Origin of the sequence: Serinicoccus kebangsaanensis (assembly GCF_008919445.1) — a bacterium.
GTDB classification, from domain to species: Bacteria; Actinomycetota; Actinomycetes; order Actinomycetales; family Dermatophilaceae; genus Ornithinicoccus; species Ornithinicoccus kebangsaanensis.
In genome coordinates, this window is the sequence record NZ_VSLG01000001.1 from 411,684 (window position 1) to 428,314 (window position 16,631).

General features: G+C 74.2%; 17 protein-coding genes and 1 riboswitch. Of the genes, 7 read left to right on the forward strand and 10 right to left on the reverse strand.

Translation table 11 applies throughout. The features are described from left to right. Positions 1–42 precede the first annotated feature (42 nt). The 3 genes from FXF60_RS01960 to FXF60_RS01970 are packed head-to-tail and all read right to left on the reverse strand — an operon-like array spanning position 43 to position 5,361. Positions 43–1,191, reverse strand: a complete 1,149-nt coding sequence (locus FXF60_RS01960) for a glycosyltransferase family protein (protein ID WP_238335642.1) — start codon at positions 1,189–1,191, stop codon at positions 43–45. Then, positions 1,181–3,589 (reverse strand): glycosyltransferase, encoded by a 2,409-nt coding sequence (locus tag FXF60_RS16710; RefSeq protein WP_238335643.1) that lies wholly within the window; start codon positions 3,587–3,589, stop codon positions 1,181–1,183. Before FXF60_RS16710 ends, FXF60_RS01960 begins: the two co-directional genes overlap by 11 nt. Beyond that, a complete protein-coding gene (locus tag FXF60_RS01970; protein ID WP_151523546.1) occupies positions 3,586–5,361 on the reverse strand; it encodes an ABC transporter ATP-binding protein in 1,776 nt (591 codons plus the stop codon). Before FXF60_RS01970 ends, FXF60_RS16710 begins: the two co-directional genes overlap by 4 nt. 40 nt (positions 5,362–5,401) lie before the next feature. On the opposite strand from FXF60_RS01970, the gene FXF60_RS01975 reads away from it, so the two are divergent. The 4 genes from FXF60_RS01975 to thiD all read left to right on the forward strand — a co-directional run bounded on the left by FXF60_RS01975 (position 5,402) and on the right by thiD (position 9,066). Next, entirely contained in the window at positions 5,402–6,619 is a 1,218-nt protein-coding gene (locus FXF60_RS01975; RefSeq protein ID WP_151523547.1) for a glycosyltransferase, read from the forward strand. A 57-nt stretch (positions 6,620–6,676) separates the two neighbouring features. Then, positions 6,677–6,770, forward strand: a riboswitch (TPP riboswitch). Beyond that, the gene (gene thiM, locus FXF60_RS01980; protein ID WP_151523548.1) at positions 6,759–7,565 is read left to right on the forward strand and encodes a hydroxyethylthiazole kinase; all 807 of its coding nucleotides are present in this window, start codon (positions 6,759–6,761) and stop codon (positions 7,563–7,565) included. It overlaps the preceding riboswitch by 12 nt. After that, positions 7,562–8,221, forward strand: coding sequence for a thiamine phosphate synthase (gene thiE, locus FXF60_RS01985; RefSeq protein WP_367889950.1), 660 nt, complete (start codon positions 7,562–7,564; stop codon positions 8,219–8,221). The genes thiM and thiE overlap by 4 nt, the downstream gene beginning before the upstream one ends. Next, on the forward strand, positions 8,218–9,066 hold the full coding sequence (gene thiD, locus FXF60_RS01990; RefSeq protein ID WP_151523549.1) for a bifunctional hydroxymethylpyrimidine kinase/phosphomethylpyrimidine kinase: 849 nt from the start codon (positions 8,218–8,220) through the stop codon (positions 9,064–9,066). The genes thiE and thiD overlap by 4 nt, the downstream gene beginning before the upstream one ends. A 97-nt stretch (positions 9,067–9,163) precedes the next feature. Here thiD and FXF60_RS01995 read toward each other — a convergent pair whose 3' ends face one another. Further along, positions 9,164–9,667: a DnaJ family domain-containing protein gene (locus tag FXF60_RS01995; RefSeq protein WP_151523550.1), complete on the reverse strand. Its 504-nt coding sequence runs from the start codon at positions 9,665–9,667 to the stop codon at positions 9,164–9,166. A 142-nt stretch (positions 9,668–9,809) separates the two neighbouring features. On the opposite strand from FXF60_RS01995, the gene FXF60_RS02000 reads away from it, so the two are divergent. Beyond that, positions 9,810–9,998 carry a hypothetical protein gene (locus tag FXF60_RS02000; RefSeq protein ID WP_151523551.1) on the forward strand — a complete coding sequence of 63 codons (189 nt, stop codon included), beginning with the start codon at positions 9,810–9,812 and terminating at the stop codon, positions 9,996–9,998. A 21-nt stretch (positions 9,999–10,019) separates the two neighbouring features. On the opposite strand, the gene FXF60_RS02005 is transcribed toward FXF60_RS02000, so the two are convergent. From FXF60_RS02005 to FXF60_RS02020, 4 genes are all read right to left on the reverse strand, one after another. Continuing rightward, positions 10,020–11,324, reverse strand: a complete 1,305-nt coding sequence (locus FXF60_RS02005) for a glycosyltransferase (protein WP_151523552.1) — start codon at positions 11,322–11,324, stop codon at positions 10,020–10,022. Between the two features lie 156 nt (positions 11,325–11,480). Continuing rightward, on the reverse strand, positions 11,481–12,452 hold the full coding sequence (locus FXF60_RS02010) for a Gfo/Idh/MocA family protein (protein WP_202879523.1): 972 nt from the start codon (positions 12,450–12,452) through the stop codon (positions 11,481–11,483). A gap of 68 nt (positions 12,453–12,520) precedes the next feature. Continuing rightward, the gene (locus FXF60_RS02015) at positions 12,521–13,645 is read right to left on the reverse strand and encodes a DegT/DnrJ/EryC1/StrS family aminotransferase (RefSeq protein ID WP_151523554.1); all 1,125 of its coding nucleotides are present in this window, start codon (positions 13,643–13,645) and stop codon (positions 12,521–12,523) included. Further along, a complete protein-coding gene (locus FXF60_RS02020; RefSeq protein ID WP_202879517.1) occupies positions 13,642–14,295 on the reverse strand; it encodes an acyltransferase in 654 nt (217 codons plus the stop codon). The genes FXF60_RS02015 and FXF60_RS02020 overlap by 4 nt, the downstream gene beginning before the upstream one ends. Here FXF60_RS02020 and FXF60_RS02025 point away from each other — a divergent pair. Next, entirely contained in the window at positions 14,294–14,977 is a 684-nt protein-coding gene (locus FXF60_RS02025; protein WP_151523556.1) for a glycosyltransferase family 2 protein, read from the forward strand. The two genes, FXF60_RS02020 and FXF60_RS02025, sit on opposite strands and share 2 nt — an antisense overlap. Before the next feature lie 9 nt (positions 14,978–14,986). Then, complete coding sequence (locus FXF60_RS02030; RefSeq protein ID WP_151523557.1) at positions 14,987–15,364, forward strand: DUF2304 domain-containing protein; 378 nt, start codon at positions 14,987–14,989, stop codon at positions 15,362–15,364. Here FXF60_RS02030 and FXF60_RS02035 read toward each other — a convergent pair. Then, positions 15,352–16,134 (reverse strand): inositol monophosphatase family protein, encoded by a 783-nt coding sequence (locus tag FXF60_RS02035; RefSeq protein WP_367889951.1) that lies wholly within the window; start codon positions 16,132–16,134, stop codon positions 15,352–15,354. The genes FXF60_RS02030 and FXF60_RS02035 overlap by 13 nt on opposite strands. A 74-nt stretch (positions 16,135–16,208) precedes the next feature. Next, complete coding sequence (locus FXF60_RS02040; RefSeq protein ID WP_151523558.1) at positions 16,209–16,556, reverse strand: universal stress protein; 348 nt, start codon at positions 16,554–16,556, stop codon at positions 16,209–16,211. Positions 16,557–16,631 lie beyond the last annotated feature (75 nt).

Here is a 16,631-nt window from a genome sequence, read left to right on the forward strand (position 1 = left end):
CCCCGGCACGCATGTGTCACGAGCACCTGCACAGGGATCGGGTCAGCCGCCCACCCGGGCGGCGAGCGTGTCGACCGCCCGCGACCAGCCGTGCACCTGCCGCTCGGCCGACAGCTCGCGCGCTGCGTCGTCGGCCGCCCGCTTGAAGGCCCTCACCTGCTCCGGGTCCAGGGCGTCCAGGGTGCGCGCCAGCGCCTCGGCGGTGAAGTCCGGGCTGACCAGCCCGAGCCGGTGACGCCGCACCAGCGCCGACATCTCCGGGCTCGGCCCGACCACAAGCGCCAACCGCCCCTGGACGAAGTCGAAGATCTTGTTCGGGAGCGCCCAGAGGTGGTTGAACGACACCGGCGGCAGCACGTAGACCCCCACGTCGTGCGCGTTCAGCGTCACCGGCAGCTCGTGCGGCGCGACCGGCGGGTGGATCCGCACCCGGTCGGACCCGGCATACCGCTCCCGCAGCTGGTCGAGGTAGGCCGGGTCGTTCGGCATGAGGTAGAGGTCGAGGGTCATCGGCCGGGTGAGGCGGTCCATCGCGTCGAGGATGACGTCCAGCCGGTGCCGTTGCGCGTTGCCCGAGTGCACCAGGCGCAGCGGCGCGTCCGGCTCGACCGGCACCGGGTCGAGGTCGACGAAGTCCGGCGCGTTGACGACCACACCGGCGCGCAGCCCGAAGCGCAGGCGGTACTCCCGGGCGATGCCGTCGCCGACGGTGGTGACCGAGGCCGCGCGTGGTCCGTAGCGGCGCACCAGCCAGCGGTAGTAGGGCGCGACGAAGGCACGCCACCGGCGCGACTCCTCGTTCTGCCGCGGGTGGTACTCGTGCAGGTCGGCGTGCACCCCTCCGGTCGGCGCCAGGTCCAGCGCCAGGGGCAGGGTGTCGATGTCGTTCGCGAGGACCACCACGAAGCGGCGCTGGTCGGCCAGCAGCGCCGCCGCCGCCTCGGTCACCGGCGCGCTCCGGTATGCCCGCTCGAACCGGCGCTGCACGAGCAGCCGGCGGTCCTTGTGCCAGTGCACGACCTCGTCCGGCAGCCGCAGGTGCTCGACCACACCGTCCGGGGCCTCGCCGTAGCCGAGGGTGGTGACGGCATACCGGGTGGAGAACAGGCGGATCTGCCGCAGCACCCGTGCGTCCGAGCGCAGCGTGCTCCACGCCATGACGAGCAGCCGGGGCCGGGGATCAGCGCGCACGGCCACGCTCCGAGGTGGGGGCGGCGCGAGCGGCGGCCGAGCGGACGATCGAGCGCACCGACTCCACCCAGCGCCGGGACTGGTGCTCGTCCGACAGACCCTCTGCGGCCGCGGCCGCGGCGTCCTTGAGGTCGGCGACCCGCCCGTCGCCCACGGCGGCGACGGCGGCGGTGACGGCATGGACGTCGAAGCCGTCGGCGACCACCCCCAGGCCGTGCCCGGTCACCAGCTTCGCCATCTCCGGGCTCGGCCCGACGAGCAGCCCGAGGCGCGCCTGAACGTAGTCGAACACCTTGTTGGGCAGGGCGTTGGTGTTGTTGAAGGACAGCGGGGGGAGCACGTGGATCCCGACGTCGTGACGGTTGAGCACCCCTACCAGGTCGGCGTAGGGCACGGCGTCCCGCACGGTGACCACGCCGCCGCTCGCGCCCGCGCGCTCCCGCAGCTCGGCCAGGTGGCCGGGATCGTTCGGGGTGAGGTAGAGGTCGAGGGTCACGGGCACGCCCTGGGCGGCCGCGCCCGCCACCGCGTCGACCATGACCTGCAGGTGCCGGTTGCGCAGGCACGCGCCGGAGTGGACCAGCCGCACCGGTGAGCGGACCGGCGTCGGGGCGAGGTCGGCATACGGCGCGGCGTTGGTGACGACGCCGACCTCCACCCCGAAGCGTGCGGAGTACTCCTCGGCGATCCGCTCGCTGACCGTGGTGACCGCGGCGCAGCGCGGCAGGAAGGTCCGGCAGAGCCACTCCTGGAAGGGCGAGATGCGCCGCATCCACGCCGGGTCCTCCTCGTGCAGCAGCGGGAAGTACTCGTGCAGGTCGGCGTGCACCCCCGCGCGGGGCGCGAGCCACAGGGCCAGCGGCACGGCGTCGAGGTCGTTGGCCAGGACCACGTCCGCCGACCCGCGTCGCAGCTGACGCAGCACCCACCGCACGCCCGGCTGGGCGGCATAGGCGGCGCGGTAGCTGCGCAGCGTGATCAGCCGGCCGTCCAGCGCGTTCTGCGCGCCCTCCGGCACCTCGACGTGGCCCGAGACCCCCTCCGGCGCCGGTCCGTAGCCGCAGGTCACGACGTCGAACTCGCGGGCGAGGTGGCGGACCTGCTTGAGCACCCGCGCGTCGCGGGCGACCGGGCTGAAGGACAGGATGAGCACGCGTGGCCGCGACGCGTCGTGGAGTCCGTCCGGGGTATGCCGACCGCCGACCGTGGCGCGCACCCCACCCAGGAGCCCGGTCGCCGCGGCCTCGGCGTGGGCCCGCAGCGTGGCCTCCGGTGCGAGGTTGGCGAGCGGGTCGGGGGTGAGCAGGATGTCCCAGCGCGAGGCCTCGGCGCGTCGGGCCGCGGCTGCTGCCAGGGCGTCGGTGTCGGCGGCCACCAGCACCGCGTCCAGCAGGGCCTGGTCCGCCCGGTGCAGGGCACGCGGCGCGTCCGGCGCCATCGCCAGCAGGTCCCGCGTGAGCCGGCGCACGTCGGCGGCCTCGCCGGGTGCCCAGTCCAGCGGCGAGGGGCGGCGGCGCACCGCGCCGAGCACGTGGATCCGCAGCGTCTTGACGACGATCGCCTGGCGGGCCGGGCCGGGGAGGGCGCGCACCCAGCGCTGGTCGAGGAGGCGGGCGTGCGCCGCGAGCTCGTCGGACACGGGGCGGGCGGTCGACGTGGTCCGCCCCTCGCCGCGGGTGCCGATCACGTAGGCCGGCGCCTCCCGCGCGAGGTCGACGCGCTCACCGGAGCTGGACAGCCGCAGCGACAGCTCGACGTCCTCCCCCGTCTGCAGGCCGGGGGTCAGCGGACCCTCGCCGTCGAGCAGCCCCAGCTCGTCGAGCGTGGCCCGGCGCAGCAGGCCCAGCGGTGCGGTGCGGTAGGCCAGCCGGTCGGCCACCAGGTCCAGGTCCCGGCTCCGGCCCGGCCGGGTCCGCGGGGTCGGCACCTGCTCGCCGTCCTCGGTCTCGACCCGCGCCATCAGCCACGCCGACCCGAGCTCGTCGGCGAGCCGCACCCAGGCGGCGAGGGCACCGTCGGCATACCAGTCGTCCGAGCCGATGATGCTCAGGTAGCGACCGTCGGCCGCCAGGATCCCCGCGTTGAACGGGCCGGCGGGGCTGCGCAGCCCGTCCTGCACGGAGAGGTAGCGCACGTGCGCCGCGAGCTCGGCCGCGTCCTCACCACGCGCCACCAGCGCGTCCTCGACCGCACGCCGCACCTCCCGCTGCCCGACCTCGTGCGCGACCACGGTGACCCGCACCCGGGGTCCCCCGTCGACCACCCCGCGCAGGTCGGCGCCGCGCAGGGCCGAGTGCACCACCCGCCAGACCGGCCGGGTCAGGTCGTGCACCGCGACGACGACGTCCACGTCCACCGCCGGCAGGACCGGTCCTCGGGCGGGCTCTCCCGAGGTCATGCCAGCCCCGACAGCCGCGCCTGGGTCGCGAACTCCGGGTGCGCCGCGACCACCTCCTCGAAGCTGCCCCGGGCCACGATCGTGCCGTCCTTCATGAAGCAGACCTGGTCGCTGTGCCGGACCGTGGAGAGCCGGTGGGCGACCGCGATGACCGTCACCTGGCCGTGCAGGTCCCGGATCGCGGTGGCCACGGCGTCCTCGGTCGTGGTGTCGAGCGCCGACATGGCCTCGTCCAGGACCAGCACGAGCGGGTCGGCATAGAGCGCGCGGGCGATCCCGAGCCGCTGACGCTGGCCACCGGACAGGGCCAGGCCCCGCTCCGCGACCCGCACGCCCAGCCCGCCCCGCTCGGTGACGACGTCCATCAGCTGCGCGCGCTCCAGGGCGCGCGTGACGGCCGCCTCGTCGATGTCCTCGCCCCAGGTGAGGGCGACGTTCTGGGCGATGGTGCCGTCGAAGAGGTTGACCTCCTGCGGCACGTAGCCGACCCGCGCCCGCCAGGCGCCGAGCACCTCCGGCAGCGGACGCTCGTCCACCCGGATCTCTCCGGCCGAGGGCGTGAGCAGGCCCAGCAGCACGTCCACCAGGGTCGACTTCCCGGCGCCGGAGGCGCCGACCAGGGCCACCGACGAGCCGAGCGGGATGTCCAGGTCGACCTCCCGGAGGGCCGGCTCGGCAGCACCCGGATAGCTGAAGGAGACCTCGCGCAGCGCGAGCAGCCGGGGGTCGTCCGGCAGCGGCTCGGTGCCGAGCTGCTCCGCCGCCGCGACATAGCCCTGCGCGTCCTGGATGTCGGTGATGACGGCCTCGGCGTGCGGCAGCGTCGAGGCGGTCTGGGTGATGATCGACTGGAAGCGGTTGACGCTGGGGATCATCCGCATCCCGGCGACGGCGAAGAGCGCGATCGCCTCGAACGCCTGGTCCCGGCCCCCCAGCAGGAAGGCGACTCCCCCGACGACCGCGAAGCCGAGCACCAGCCCGGTGTCGGTGACGAACTTGGGGACGGTGTTGAGGAACATCAGGTGCGACCGGGCCCGGGTGGCGTGCACCCGGTTGGCGTGCACCTCCGCCGCGACCTCATCCGCCTTGCCGCGGAGGGTCACCTCCTTCAGCGCGCCCATCATCTCGGTCATCAGCCCGGCGACCTTGAACGAGTAGTCGCGCCCCACCCGGCCGGCCACGACCGCACGCGGGGAGATGACGACATACATCAGCACGGCCAGACCGCCGAGGTAGGCGAAGGTCACCAGCGCGGTGAGCGGCTGGGCCACGAGCAGGACGACGAGGACGGCACCGAAGGTCGCGAGCTCCGCCGGCAGCGAGGCGGCCGGGAGCAGCAGCCCGGTCGTGGTGTTGGCGATCCCCACGTCGGCCAGACGCACCAGCTGGGAGGTGTTCCGGCGCAGCCGCTCGGTCCACGGCGCCCGGATGTATGCCCCGAACAGGCGGTCCCCGATGACGAGGTCGTAGGCCGCGAGCCGCTTCGCCACCGCCCACTGGAGCGCCATCGTCGCGAGCCCCTTGACCACGACGAGGGCGCAGATGGTGCCGAGCAGCCAGGCATACCGCTCCGGCGGCACGGCCCCCAGGACCGGCAGCTGGACCGGGTTGCCCTGGATCATCGGGGCCAGGGTGAGCGCGAGCAGCGACAGGGCCAGGATGTCGACGACGGCCAGCACGCTGGAGGCGGCCGTGAAGCCGAGGAGGAACCAGCGGGTGCTCGGCGGCAGCAGCGGCAGCAGGCGACGCAGGGCCCGCAGCAACCGGATCATGCGGGCCGCCTGGTCATGGCCTCCATCGTAGGCTGCGGGCGTGGCCGCACCCGTCAACCGCCTGCGCCGCCTCGCCTGGCGCGGCGTCGCCGCCCTGCCCGGCCCCGTGCGCGAGCTCGCGAGCGTCCCGGTCCGTCGGCGGGCCGACCGGCAGCTCCGGGCGCTCACCCCCATGCCGGGGGCTGGGCGCCGGCTCTACATCGGGCCGTGGAACACCGCCGGACAGGGGTCGGGCTGGGCCCGCGCAGCGCGCATGCACCTGCCGGACGTCGCCGCCCAGAGCCTGGTCGCCGCGCGCTCGGCCACGACCTCGCCGTTCCGGTTCCCCGCCGACCACGAGCTCTCCGTGCTCGCGCAGCGCGGGCACGTCCGGCAGATCCACGGGGAGCGGGTGCTGCGCGAGGCGACGCACGTGCTCTTCGAGTCCGGCCGGCCGGTGCTCGGCAACCTGCATGCCGGGTCGATGCTGGACGACGTCGCTGCCCTGGAGAAGGCCGGCATCGCGCACGCCGTGCTCTTCCACGGCAGCGAGATCCGCGGCCCGCGTGAGCACGCCGACCGCGAGCCGCACAGCCCGTTCGCCGCCGCGTGGGACGAGTACGTCCGCACCCTGGCCTCGGTGGTGCAGCGCAACACCCGCGACCTGTCCGCCTACGCCGGACCGGTGCTCGTCTCGACCCCTGACCTGCTGGACGTGCTGCCGGAGGCGACCTGGCTGCCCCTGGTGGTGGACGGCGACCGCTTCACCGCGGCCGCGGACAGCCCGGTGCTGCGGCGTCGGCGCCCGGTCGTCCTGCACGCACCGTCCAACCCGCGGCTCAAGGGCACGGCGGTGATCGAGCGGGTCCTGGAGGGTATGCAGGCGGCCGGGCTGGTGGAGTACCGCCGGCTCGCCGGGGTGCCGCACGAGCAGATGGCCTCCTTCGTCGGCGCGGCCGACGTGGTGGTGGACCAGGTCGTCCTCGGCAACCCCGGGGTGCTGCTGGCGGAGACGATGGCCGCCGGCCGCGTGGCGGTGGCCCACCTGGGTCCTGCGGTGCGCGAGCGCATGTCCCGGGCCGACCGTGACCTCGGCGGCGAGGGCGTCGTGCCGGTGGTCGAGGCCGACCCGGAAACCCTGGAGAGCGCGCTGCTGGACGTCCTCGCCGACCGGGCCGGGCACGCCGAGCTGGCGGCCCGGGGCCCTGACTGGGCACGACGGCACCACGACGGACGACGCGCCGCCGCAGTGCTGGACCAGGTGCTGCTGTCGCGCTGAGCCGATCCCTCGGCTCACTCCCCCCGCAGCGGGAGCGGGGCGGGCTGCGTTAGCCTCGATCTCGACGCGGGGTGCCGCTGTGCGGCTGAGATCACACCCGTCGAACCTGATCTAGCTCGTACTAGCGAAGGGAACGTCGATGACGTCTGCACCTGTCCTGCCCGACCAGCTCGCCTCCTGCTGGGCGCTGCTGCGACGAGACTCACCGCTCACCCAGTGCATCACGAACATCGTGGCCGCACCGTTGAGCGCGAACCTGCTGCTCGCCGCCGGTGCGGCGCCGGCCATGGTCGACAACCTGCACGAGGCGGGCGAGTTCGCCGCTGCGGCCGGTGGGCTCCTGGTCAACCTCGGCACCCCCTCGGACGGCACCGCCGAGGGTATGCGCGTCGCCGTCGCGTCCGCCGCCTCCGCGAACACCCCATGGGTCCTGGACCCGGTCGCCGCAGGAGCGCTGGGCTGGCGCACCGCCCTGGCGCACGAGCTGGTAGAGCGGTCCCGGCCGGCGGTCGTCCGCGGCAACGCCTCGGAGGTCTCGGCGCTCGCCGGTGGTGCCGGCGGGCGCGGTGTGGATGCGACGGACACGGTCGAGACCACCGCGCCGGTCGCGGAGGAGCTGGCGCGGCACCACCGGTGCGTCGTCGCGGTGAGTGGCCCGGTGGACCACCTCACCGACGGACGCCGGGTCGTCCGCGTCCCGCACGGGCACCCGCTGATGACCCGGGTCACCGGCGTCGGCTGCGGGCTCGGCGCCCTGATGGCCGCCTGCTGCGCAGTCTCGACCGACCGGTTGGTCGCGGCCGTCACCGCCACCGTCGCCCTGACCCTCGCCGCCGAGTCGGCCGCGGACCGGGCCGCGGCGCCGGGCAGCTTCGCGGTGGTCCTGGTGGACGAGCTGTCGACCCTCACGCCGGAGGCGCTCGAGGACCGGGTGCAGCTGTCGTGATCGACCTTCGGCTCTATCTGGTCACCGACACGGCGCTGGCCTCCCGCCGAGGCCTGGTGCCCACGGTCCGGGACGCCGTCGACGGGGGCGTCACCGCCGTGCAGCTACGCGACCACACCGTGGGCGACGAGGAGTTCGTCATGCTGGGCCGGCTCCTGGCGCGCGCCCTGGCCGGCAGCGGGGTGCCGCTCGTGGTCGACGACCGGGTCCACCTGGTGCGGGCGATCGGCGCGGCGGGAGCCCACGTCGGCCAGCGCGACCTGCCCCCGCTGGAGGCCCGCGCCCTGCTGGGCACCGGTGCGGTGCTCGGCCTGTCCTGCAGCAGCGCTGACCAGGTCCGGAGCGCCAGCGAGCTGCCACCGGGCACCGCGGACTACCTCGGCCTGGGACCGGTGTGGCCGACCCGGAGCAAGCCCGACCACGCCCGCCCGATCGGTCCGGACGGGCTCGCCGAGCTCACCAGGCAGGCGAGCCGAGCGGCGATGCCGACGGTGGCCATCGGGGGCATCGACGCCTCCCGCACCGACGAGGTGATGCGCGCCGGGGTCGGAGGGATCGCGGTCGTGAGCGCCATCTGCGCCTCCGACCGGCCGGCCGACGCCGCCCGCGACCTCCGCGTCAGGGTGGACGCCGCACGCAGCGGGGCCGACCGGTGATCCCCGTCGTCGCCTCGATCGGCGGGTCGGACCCGTCCGGCGGGGCCGGCATCCAGGCGGACCTCAAGACGTTCGGCGCTCTGGGCGCCTACGGCTGCGCCGTCCTGACGTCGCTGACGGCCCAGAGCACGCAGGGCGTCACCGGGGTGCACCCCGTGCCGGCGGAGTTCGTCGAGGATCAGGTCCGCACGCTCGTCGCCGACATCACCCTGCACGCGACCAAGATCGGGATGCTCGGCACCGCCACCGTCGCCGCGACGGTCGGCGCCCTGTGCCGGCAGGGTGTCCTGCCGCAGGTCGTGCTCGACCCGGTCATGGTGTCCACCGCTGGATCCCGGTTGCTGGACCGCGACGCGGTGGACCAGGTGCGCGGCATGCTGGCGCACGTCGCCCTCGTCACCCCCAACCTGGCGGAGGCGGCCGTGCTGCTCGGGCTCGATCCGGCCGAGCAGGCGCAGGACCTGGCCACGATGAAGGAGCACGCCCGCCGGTTGCAGGACCTCGGTGCCCGCCGGGTGCTGCTGAAGGGCGGGCACCTCGACGGCGACACGTCCAGCGACATCTGGGGCGACGCCACCGGTGTCCGGGTGCTGGCCGGGCGCCGCGTCCGGACCCGGCACACGCACGGCACCGGGTGCTCCCTGTCCTCGGCGATCGTGGCGCTGCGACCCCGGTTGCCCGACTGGGCCTCGGCCGTGGTCGGGGCCAAGGAGTGGCTGACCGGTGCCCTGGCCCACGCCGACGAGCTCCGCGTCGGCCACGGCCCGGGCCCGGTCCACCACTTCTGGCGTCAGGGTGCCGCTGGGACGGGCAGCACCGAGTCGTCCCACGTCTCCTGGGCGTAGGCCATCTGCCCGAACCTGATCTTCAGGTGGCAGCTGTCCTCGACGGCGCACTCCATCCGGGTCCGATGGCGGGGCCGGCCCTGGCGCGGGGCGGGTCTCAGCCCTGCGTCCGCGCCTCCCGCCACGCCTGCACCATCTCCTCGACGTCGAGCCGGCCCACGACCGGTGGCGAGGTCGGCCCCGCGTGCGGACGGCGACGGTCGGCGAGCACCCGCTCGTTGAAGTCCTCCACCCGGGCGCGCACGGCCACCTCGTCCTCCAGGGCGAACAGCGCCTGGGGGTAGGTCGCCTTCTCCCGACGCAGCTGCATCACGCCCGGCAGCGCTCCGGAGAGGTCCAGCTGCTCACGCGCGATGAGGTCCTTGACCCACCAGTCGGGATCGGCCCGGGTGTCCACCTCGCGCAGCGGCCGGCCCGACCCGGGCAGGTTGTCGAAGGCCCCTCGTCGCTGCGCCGACTCGATGCTCTGGTCGACCCACGACTGCACCGCACGGGCTGTCGTCGCGGCCGGCGGACGGCGCGGCACCACCCCTTGCTGCTCGAGCTGGTCCCGGGCCTCCGGGGCACCCGGGCGCTCGCCCTCCTTGCCCCAACGCGTCATGGTCGCCCTCCTCGTCGTGGGGCGCTCCAGTCTACCGGGCGGGTCCGGGGGCAGCCCTCCCGGTCGATGGCTGGCGTGGCCGAGCGGAGCTCGGTGCCGCACACTGTGTGGACACCTCTCCCCCACGTCCGTGAAAGGCATCATGAGGAACCGCCTCACCGTGATCGGCGCCTTCCTGGTGTCGACCCTCCTTCTCCTCTCCCTGGTGTCCGAGATCGAGGATCGCGACGCGTCCGTCTATCTCCGACTCGCCGGGGTCATCGCCATGGCCGTCGCCAGAGTGCTCCAGCTCCGCAGGCCCGAGGAGAGCACGCCGGACGGCACGAGGTGACGTGCTGGGAAGCGCCCGGGGTCAGGGGCCCGCGGGAGAGCTGACCGGGCGGGTGTCGGACCCCACCGCCAGCACCACCTCGGCCGCGCCGTCGCCCGTCGCGCGCAGGCTGCGGTGCTCCCGCACCCACTCGACACGGCGTCGGGCCTCCGCCCCGTCCGGCGCCGTCCGCAGCACCTGCACGAGAGCCTGCGCGACGGCACCGACCTCGTGCTCCACCGCGAGACCCAGCCGGTGCTCCCGCACGTCGTCGCCCGCCGGCCCCGGGCCCGCGAAGACCACCGGGGTCCCGCACGCCAGGGCCGCGACCACCTTGGTCGGGTAGGCGAAGTCGTAGCCCACCCCGGGTCGCACCCCCACCAGAGCCGCCGCGGCACCGCGCAGCCAGGCTGCGGCCTCCTCGGCCGGCACCAGCGGCCGCAGCTCGATCGTGCCGGGCGGCAGCCCGGCCGCGATCCGTCGCAGCGCGGGCCAGGACGACCCCTGCCCGACGAACACCAGGCGCGCGCCGGGGACCGCCGCCACCACCTCGCGCATCGCCTCGGCGAAGATCTCGGCCCCCTGCCACTCCGAGGCGGTCCCGGCATACACCAGGTATGCCGTCCTCGGCGCGTCCGGGTGCTGCTCGCCGTCGGGGGTGAAGACGTCGGTGTCGATCCCGTTGGGCACCACCGTCACCGGTGCGTCCGGACCGGCCAGCACGCGCACGCGCTCGGCGACCCCGTCGCTGACGGCGATGACGTCCCTCGCCCCGCGCAGCGCGAACGCCTCCACCGCCCGCATCAGCCGGACCACGGGCCGGGGAGCACCCATGGACGCGGTGGCGTCGGACCAGACGTCCGCGGCGTAGTACACGTACGGGATGCGGCGGGCCGGCGGGACGAGCGACCGGACGGCCAGGGCCACCCTGGTGACGGCCCCGGTCGTCGGCGGCGGCTCGACGACGGCGACGTCCGGTCGCGGGCCGACCAGCAGGCGGAGCGCGAGCGGGAGGTCGAAGGAGAGGTAGGGCAGGTAGCCGCGCACGTAGCCCGTGCGGTCCCGCAGCACCGGCCAGCGGGACACCGTGACCCCACCGAGACCTGCTCTGTCGCACTCCTGGCCCGCCGCCCCCGTCCCGACCGGGCGTCTCCCGTGGTTGCTCTGCGGCCCACCGGGCGTCGCTCGTGGTTGCCGCAGTGCGGGGGGAGGCGTGGTGGTGAGCACGCGCACACGGGCCCGGGCGGACAGAGAGCGCACGAGGGCACCCAGGCGGAAGGTCGCGGCCGCCGCCTCGGGGGCATAGATCCGGGTCGCGAGCACCACACGCGACGCCCGGTCACTCATGAGGCAACCACGAGCGACGCTCGGTCGGTGCCTGGGCAACCACACGCGACGCCCGGTCGGTGCCTGGGCAACCACACGCGACGCCCGGTCGGTGCCTGGGCAACCACAGGCGACGCCCGGTCGGTGCCTGGGCAACCACAGGCGACGCCCGGTGGGTCACAGCGTCTGGGTGCTGCCGGTGGCGGCCGAGGCGAGCACCGCCTCGACCACCTCGAGCGTGTGCACGCCCTCGGCCATCGAGACCACGTCCGCCTCGCGGCCCCACAGGGCGTCCCGGAAGTTCTCCTGCTCCACCCGCAGCGGCTCCCGACGGGCGATGGCATACCGGATCGAGTCGCCCTCGGACACCCCGCGGAAGGTGGCGGCGCGATCCCACTCCGAGCGCACGTCACCGTTGGCGACGAAGGTCAGGTCACCCTGCAGCGTGTCCGCGACGAAGGCGCCCTTCTCCCCCGTGGCGACGGTGGCGCGCACCTTGAGCGGGCTGAGCCAGTTGACGACGTGGGACACGATGATGCCGTTCTCCAGCCGACCCGTGGCCACGACCATGTCCTCGTGCTCCCGCCCGGACCGGTGGGTGACCTGACCGGCGACGCTCGCGTAGGGCGAGCGGGCGATCCACGCCGTCAGGTCGATGTCGTGCGTGGCCAGGTCCTTCACCACCCCGACGTCCGCGATCCGGGCCGGGAAGGGACCCTGTCGGGAGGTGGTGATCTGGTAGACCTCGCCCAGCTCCCCCGCCGCGATCCGCCGCCGCATCTCCAGCAGCGCCGGGTTGCAGCGCTCGACGTAGCCAACCGTGCCCACCAGCCCCGACCCGGCGAACGCCTCGGCGACCCGCCGACCGGACTCCACCGTGGCGGCGATCGGCTTCTCCACCATCGTGTGGACCCCGGCCTCGGCGAGCGCCAGCGCGACCTCCTCGTGCAGGTAGGTCGGGACCGCGACCATCGCGGCGTCGATGCCCTCGGCGATCAGGCCCTGGACGTCCTCCAGCACCGGGAGCGACCCGGCCACGCCGTGCTTGTCCCCGTAGGGGTCCGCGACCGCGACCAGCTCCATCCCCTCGACCTCGCGGATCACCCGGGCGTGGTGCCGACCCATGGAGCCCAGCCCGATCAACCCCATCCGGACGGTCTGCCCGTCCGGGAGCACGGCCGGGGCCCTCTGCCCGGTCTCTGCCTGACCGTCCGTCATCACGCGCCCGCCCCGACCACCGCGTGCAGCGCCGTCGCGACCCGCTCCAGGTCGTCCCGCGTCAGCGACGGGTGCACCGGCAGGCTGATCACCTCGGCCGCCGCGCGGGAGGTGTGCGGGAGCTCGCCGGCCGGCGCGAACCGGGCCAGCGAGACCAGCTCGTGGTTCGGCGTCGGGTAGTACACCCCGCAGCCGACCCGGTGCTCCTCGCGCAGCGCGGTGACCATCTCGTCCCGCTGCTCACCCGTGGCCCCGTCGATCCGCACCGTGTATTGGTGATAGACGTGCGTGCAGCCCTCCCGGACGGGCGGGACGACGACTCCGGCGACGCCGGACAGGCGCTCGTCCAGCCAGGCGGCGTTCGCCTGCCGCGCCTCGGTCCACGCCCCCACCTTGGTCAGCTGGACCCGCCCGATCGCGGCGTGGATGTCGGTCATCCGGTTGTTCAGCCCCACGACCTCGTTGGCGTACTGCCGCTCCATCCCCTGGTTGCGCAGGAGCCGCACCCCGCGGGCGATCTCCTCGTCGGCGCAGGCGACCATCCCGCCCTCGCCGGAGGTCATGTTCTTCGTCGGGTAGAGGCTGAACATGGCGAACGAGCCGAACCTGCCCACCGGCTTCCCGTGGTAGGTGGCCCCATGGGCCTGCGCGGCGTCCTCGAAGAGCTGGATGCCGTGCTCCGCGGTCACCGCGCGCAGCGCATCCATCTCCGCGGGATGGCCGTAGAGATGCACGGGCATGACCGCCGCGGTCCGGTCGGTCAGCGCGGCACGCACGGACTCCGGGTCCAGGTTGAAGGTGTCCGGGCTGATGTCGGCGAAGACCGGCGTCGCCCCGGTCAGCGCGACGGCGTTCGCGGTCGCCGCGAAGGTGAAGCTGGGCACGACGACCTCGTCACCCGCGCCGATCCCGCAGGCCAGCAGCCCCAGGTGCAGCCCGGACGTCCCCGAGTTGACCGCGACGCAGGTGCGCCCCCCGACCAGCTGTGCACCGAACTCGCCCTCGAAGGCGGCGACCTCCGGGCCCTGGGCGACCATGCCCGAGCGCAGGACACGATCCACCGCGGCCCGCTCGTCCTCGCCGATGAGCGGCTTGGCGGCAGGGATCATCGGCTGCTCGGTCATGAGGTCTCCTCCTCGACGTCGGCCCGGCGCAGGGTGCCGTCGCTCTCGACATAGGTGTCGCCCGTCTGCGTGCACCGCCACCGGCCCGGTGTGCCGGTGGGCTCCAGCGGGCGCCCCGCGTGCCCGACCCAGCCCACCTGACGTGCCGGGACGCCGACCACGAGCGCGTGCGGCGCGACGTCCTTGGTGACGACCGCGCCGGCCGCGACCGTCGCCCACGCGCCCACGGTGACCGGCGCGACGCAGACCGCGCGGGCACCGATCGAGGCACCCTCCCGGACCGTCACGCCGACCGCGTCCCAGTCGTCGGCAGCCTTCAGCGACCCGTCCGGGTTGACCGCCCGCGGGAAGGTGTCGTTGGTCAGGACGGCGGCCGGGCCCACGAAGACGCCGTGCCCCAGCTCGGCGGGCTCGTAGACGAGCGCGTAGTTCTGGATCTTGCAGTGGTCGCCGAGCCGCACCCCGGTCCCGACGTAGGCTCCCCGGCCCACGACGCACCCGGCGCCCAGCACGGCGTCCTCGCGCACCTGGGCCAGGTGCCAGATCGAGCTGCCCTCGCCGATGCTGGCGCTGTCGGCGACATCGGCACTGTCGACGATGCGTGTCGTCACGGGACTCCCGGTGGTGTCGGTGGGGGACAATGCAGTCATGACTCTAACGCCCGCGCAGGAGGACACCTGGCTGGTGATCCCCCTGTTCGACGAGGCGCAGGTGGTGGAGGAGGTGCTGCGCGAGGCACGGGCCTACTTCCCGCACGTCGTCTGCGTGGACGACGCCTCGCGCGACGACTCGGCGGCACGTGCCCGCGCCGCCGGCGCGGTGGTGGTGCGGCACCCGTTCAACCTCGGTCAGGGGGCGGCGCTGCAGACCGGTATGCGGTTCGTGCTGGAGGCGACGGACGCGGCATACCTCGTCACCTTCGACGCCGACGGCCAGCACCAGCCCGTCGACGCCGCCGCGATGGTGCAGCGGGCCAGGGACGAGGACCTCGCGATCGTCTTCGGGTCGCGCTTCCTGGACGACCGCACCCGGCCCGGGTGGCTGAAGAAGCTCGTGCTCAAGGTCGCGGTCTGGCTCACCAACCAGCAGACGGGGATGCGGTTGACCGACGCGCACAACGGGCTGCGGGTCATCCGCCGGGACGCCGCGACCCGTCTGGACCTGCGGCAGAACAGGATGGCGCACGCCACCGAGATCGTGCTGCAGCTGGGCCGGACCCGGCTCCCGTGGGCCGAGCACCCCGTGCACGTCCTCTACACCGACTACAGCCGGACCAAGGGGCAGTCGCTGATGAACTCCGTCAACATCCTCGTCGACTCCATCCTGAAGTGAGGCGCTGAGATGCTGGACCAACCCGTGATCAAGCTGGTGCTGCTGGTCAGCGTGGTCGTCGTGACCGCGATGCTCACCCGGTCCACCGCCGGGGTGCGGCACCAGGCGGTCCGCCGGCTGCTGCTCGTCGGCTTCGTCGTGCTGGCGGCCCTGGCGATCCTCTTCCCCCGGCTGATGACGCAGGTGGCCCAGCTGCTCGGGGTCGGACGTGGTGCCGACCTGCTGCTCTACGGCCTCACCGTGGTCTTCCTCGGGTATGTCGCGGCCTCCTACCGCCGGATGCGGCAGCTGGAGCAGCAGGTCACCACCCTCGCCCGCGAGCTGGCGCTGCGCGCGGCCGTCCACGACAGCACCGAGCACGACCCGCCAGGGGCTCACGACTCCTGACGGAGGTGCTCGAAGACGGCCGGGCCGGACGTCGCGAGGATGCCCTGCGGGTCGCTGCGCGGGGTGTAGGGCCCGCCGTCGGCCGCGCCCACCACGCCGCCGACCTCGCTGACCAGCAGCGCGCCGGGCACGTGGTCCCACGGGCGGGTCCCGCGGTAGAGCAGCGCGTCGCACTCGCCCTGCGCCAGCTTGGGGTAGTCGATGCCGCAGCTCACCCAGGTCAGCTCCATCGGCGGTGTGTCCGCCAGCCGCTCCCCGACCTGCCGCCGGGATGACGTGCGCACCCGCCAGCCGCGCGGGTCCGGGCCGACCTGCAGCCGCGGCAGCGGCTCACCGTTGCGGGTCGCGCCCGAGCCACGCTCGGCGACGAACGCGAGCCGGTGCTGCGGCTGCCAGATCCAGGCGCGTTCGGTCTGCCCGTCCCGGGTCTCGGCCACCATCACCGCATGGTCCGGGGACCCGTGCACGAAGTTCCGCGTGCCGTCCACCGGGTCGACGGTGAACGCGTGCTCGGCGGCGCGGAACCGCTCCAGGCTGTCCGGGTCGTCGGCGAAGGCCTCCTCGCCCAGGACCACCGCCTGCGGGTAGGCGGCCCGCAGCTCGGCCGTGATGAGCACCTCCGCCTCGCGGTCGGCGACCGTCACGAGGTCGCCCGGGTGGGTCTTGGAGCTGATCTGGTCCTCGGACAGGGCGCGGAACCGAGGGGTGATGACCTGGTCGGCGACCTCCTGCAGGAGGGTCAGCACGGCATCCGTCGTCAGCGCGGCCACGGCACCACCATGTCACGAGGCGTCGGACGGCGTGCGGGCGATCCCGCGCGGAGGGCCGCTGGCGGCCCTCCGCGTCAGCGCGGCGTCTTCACGGCGAGCACGGGCGCGGCCGCCTCGAGCAGGATCTGCTGCGCCGTCGACCCCAGGATCAGCTTGCCGATCGCCGAGCGGTGCTTGACGCCGATGACGATGAGGGTGGCGTCCTCCTCGGCCGCGATGTCCAGGAAGTCTCCGACGACGTCCCGGTCGCGCGCGTCCGGCGCGTGCACACGCACCTCCACGTCGTCGGCCCGCACGTCGGGCTCGCCCTCCTGGAGCGGCACCACCACCAACGCCCGGGACCGCCGGCGTGCCTCGGCGAGCGCCGTCTCCTGCGCCGCCTGTCCCTCCGGTGTGGTCGTCCACGCGAGCACCACGGTCATGTCCTGTCCCCGCTTCCTTGTCTCTTGACGCTGCGTCAGTGATAGTAGTCGCAGACGCTGACCAGCAAAGGAGCA

What these genes read in the sequence shown, in the direction of transcription:
- FXF60_RS02015 (WP_151523554.1), bottom strand. Translation starts at nt 13,645, where the DNA reads ATGACCGAGCAGCCGATGATCCCTGCCGCCAAGCCGCTCATCGGCGAG.
- FXF60_RS02020 (WP_202879517.1), bottom strand. Translation starts at nt 14,295, where the DNA reads ATGACTGCATTGTCCCCCACCGACACCACCGGGAGTCCCGTGACGACA.
- FXF60_RS02030 (WP_151523557.1), top strand. Translation starts at nt 14,987, where the DNA reads ATGCTGGACCAACCCGTGATCAAGCTGGTGCTGCTGGTCAGCGTGGTC.
- FXF60_RS02005 (WP_151523552.1), bottom strand. Translation starts at nt 11,324, where the DNA reads ATGAGTGACCGGGCGTCGCGTGTGGTGCTCGCGACCCGGATCTATGCC.
- FXF60_RS01995 (WP_151523550.1), bottom strand. Translation starts at nt 9,667, where the DNA reads ATGACGCGTTGGGGCAAGGAGGGCGAGCGCCCGGGTGCCCCGGAGGCC.
- FXF60_RS01970 (WP_151523546.1), bottom strand. Translation starts at nt 5,361, where the DNA reads ATGATCCGGTTGCTGCGGGCCCTGCGTCGCCTGCTGCCGCTGCTGCCG.
- FXF60_RS02025 (WP_151523556.1), top strand. Translation starts at nt 14,294, where the DNA reads ATGACTCTAACGCCCGCGCAGGAGGACACCTGGCTGGTGATCCCCCTG.
- FXF60_RS02040 (WP_151523558.1), bottom strand. Translation starts at nt 16,556, where the DNA reads ATGACCGTGGTGCTCGCGTGGACGACCACACCGGAGGGACAGGCGGCG.
- FXF60_RS16710 (WP_238335643.1), bottom strand. Translation starts at nt 3,589, where the DNA reads ATGACCTCGGGAGAGCCCGCCCGAGGACCGGTCCTGCCGGCGGTGGAC.
- FXF60_RS02010 (WP_202879523.1), bottom strand. Translation starts at nt 12,452, where the DNA reads ATGGGGTTGATCGGGCTGGGCTCCATGGGTCGGCACCACGCCCGGGTG.
- FXF60_RS02000 (WP_151523551.1), top strand. Translation starts at nt 9,810, where the DNA reads ATGAGGAACCGCCTCACCGTGATCGGCGCCTTCCTGGTGTCGACCCTC.
- thiM (WP_151523548.1), top strand. Translation starts at nt 6,759, where the DNA reads ATGACGTCTGCACCTGTCCTGCCCGACCAGCTCGCCTCCTGCTGGGCG.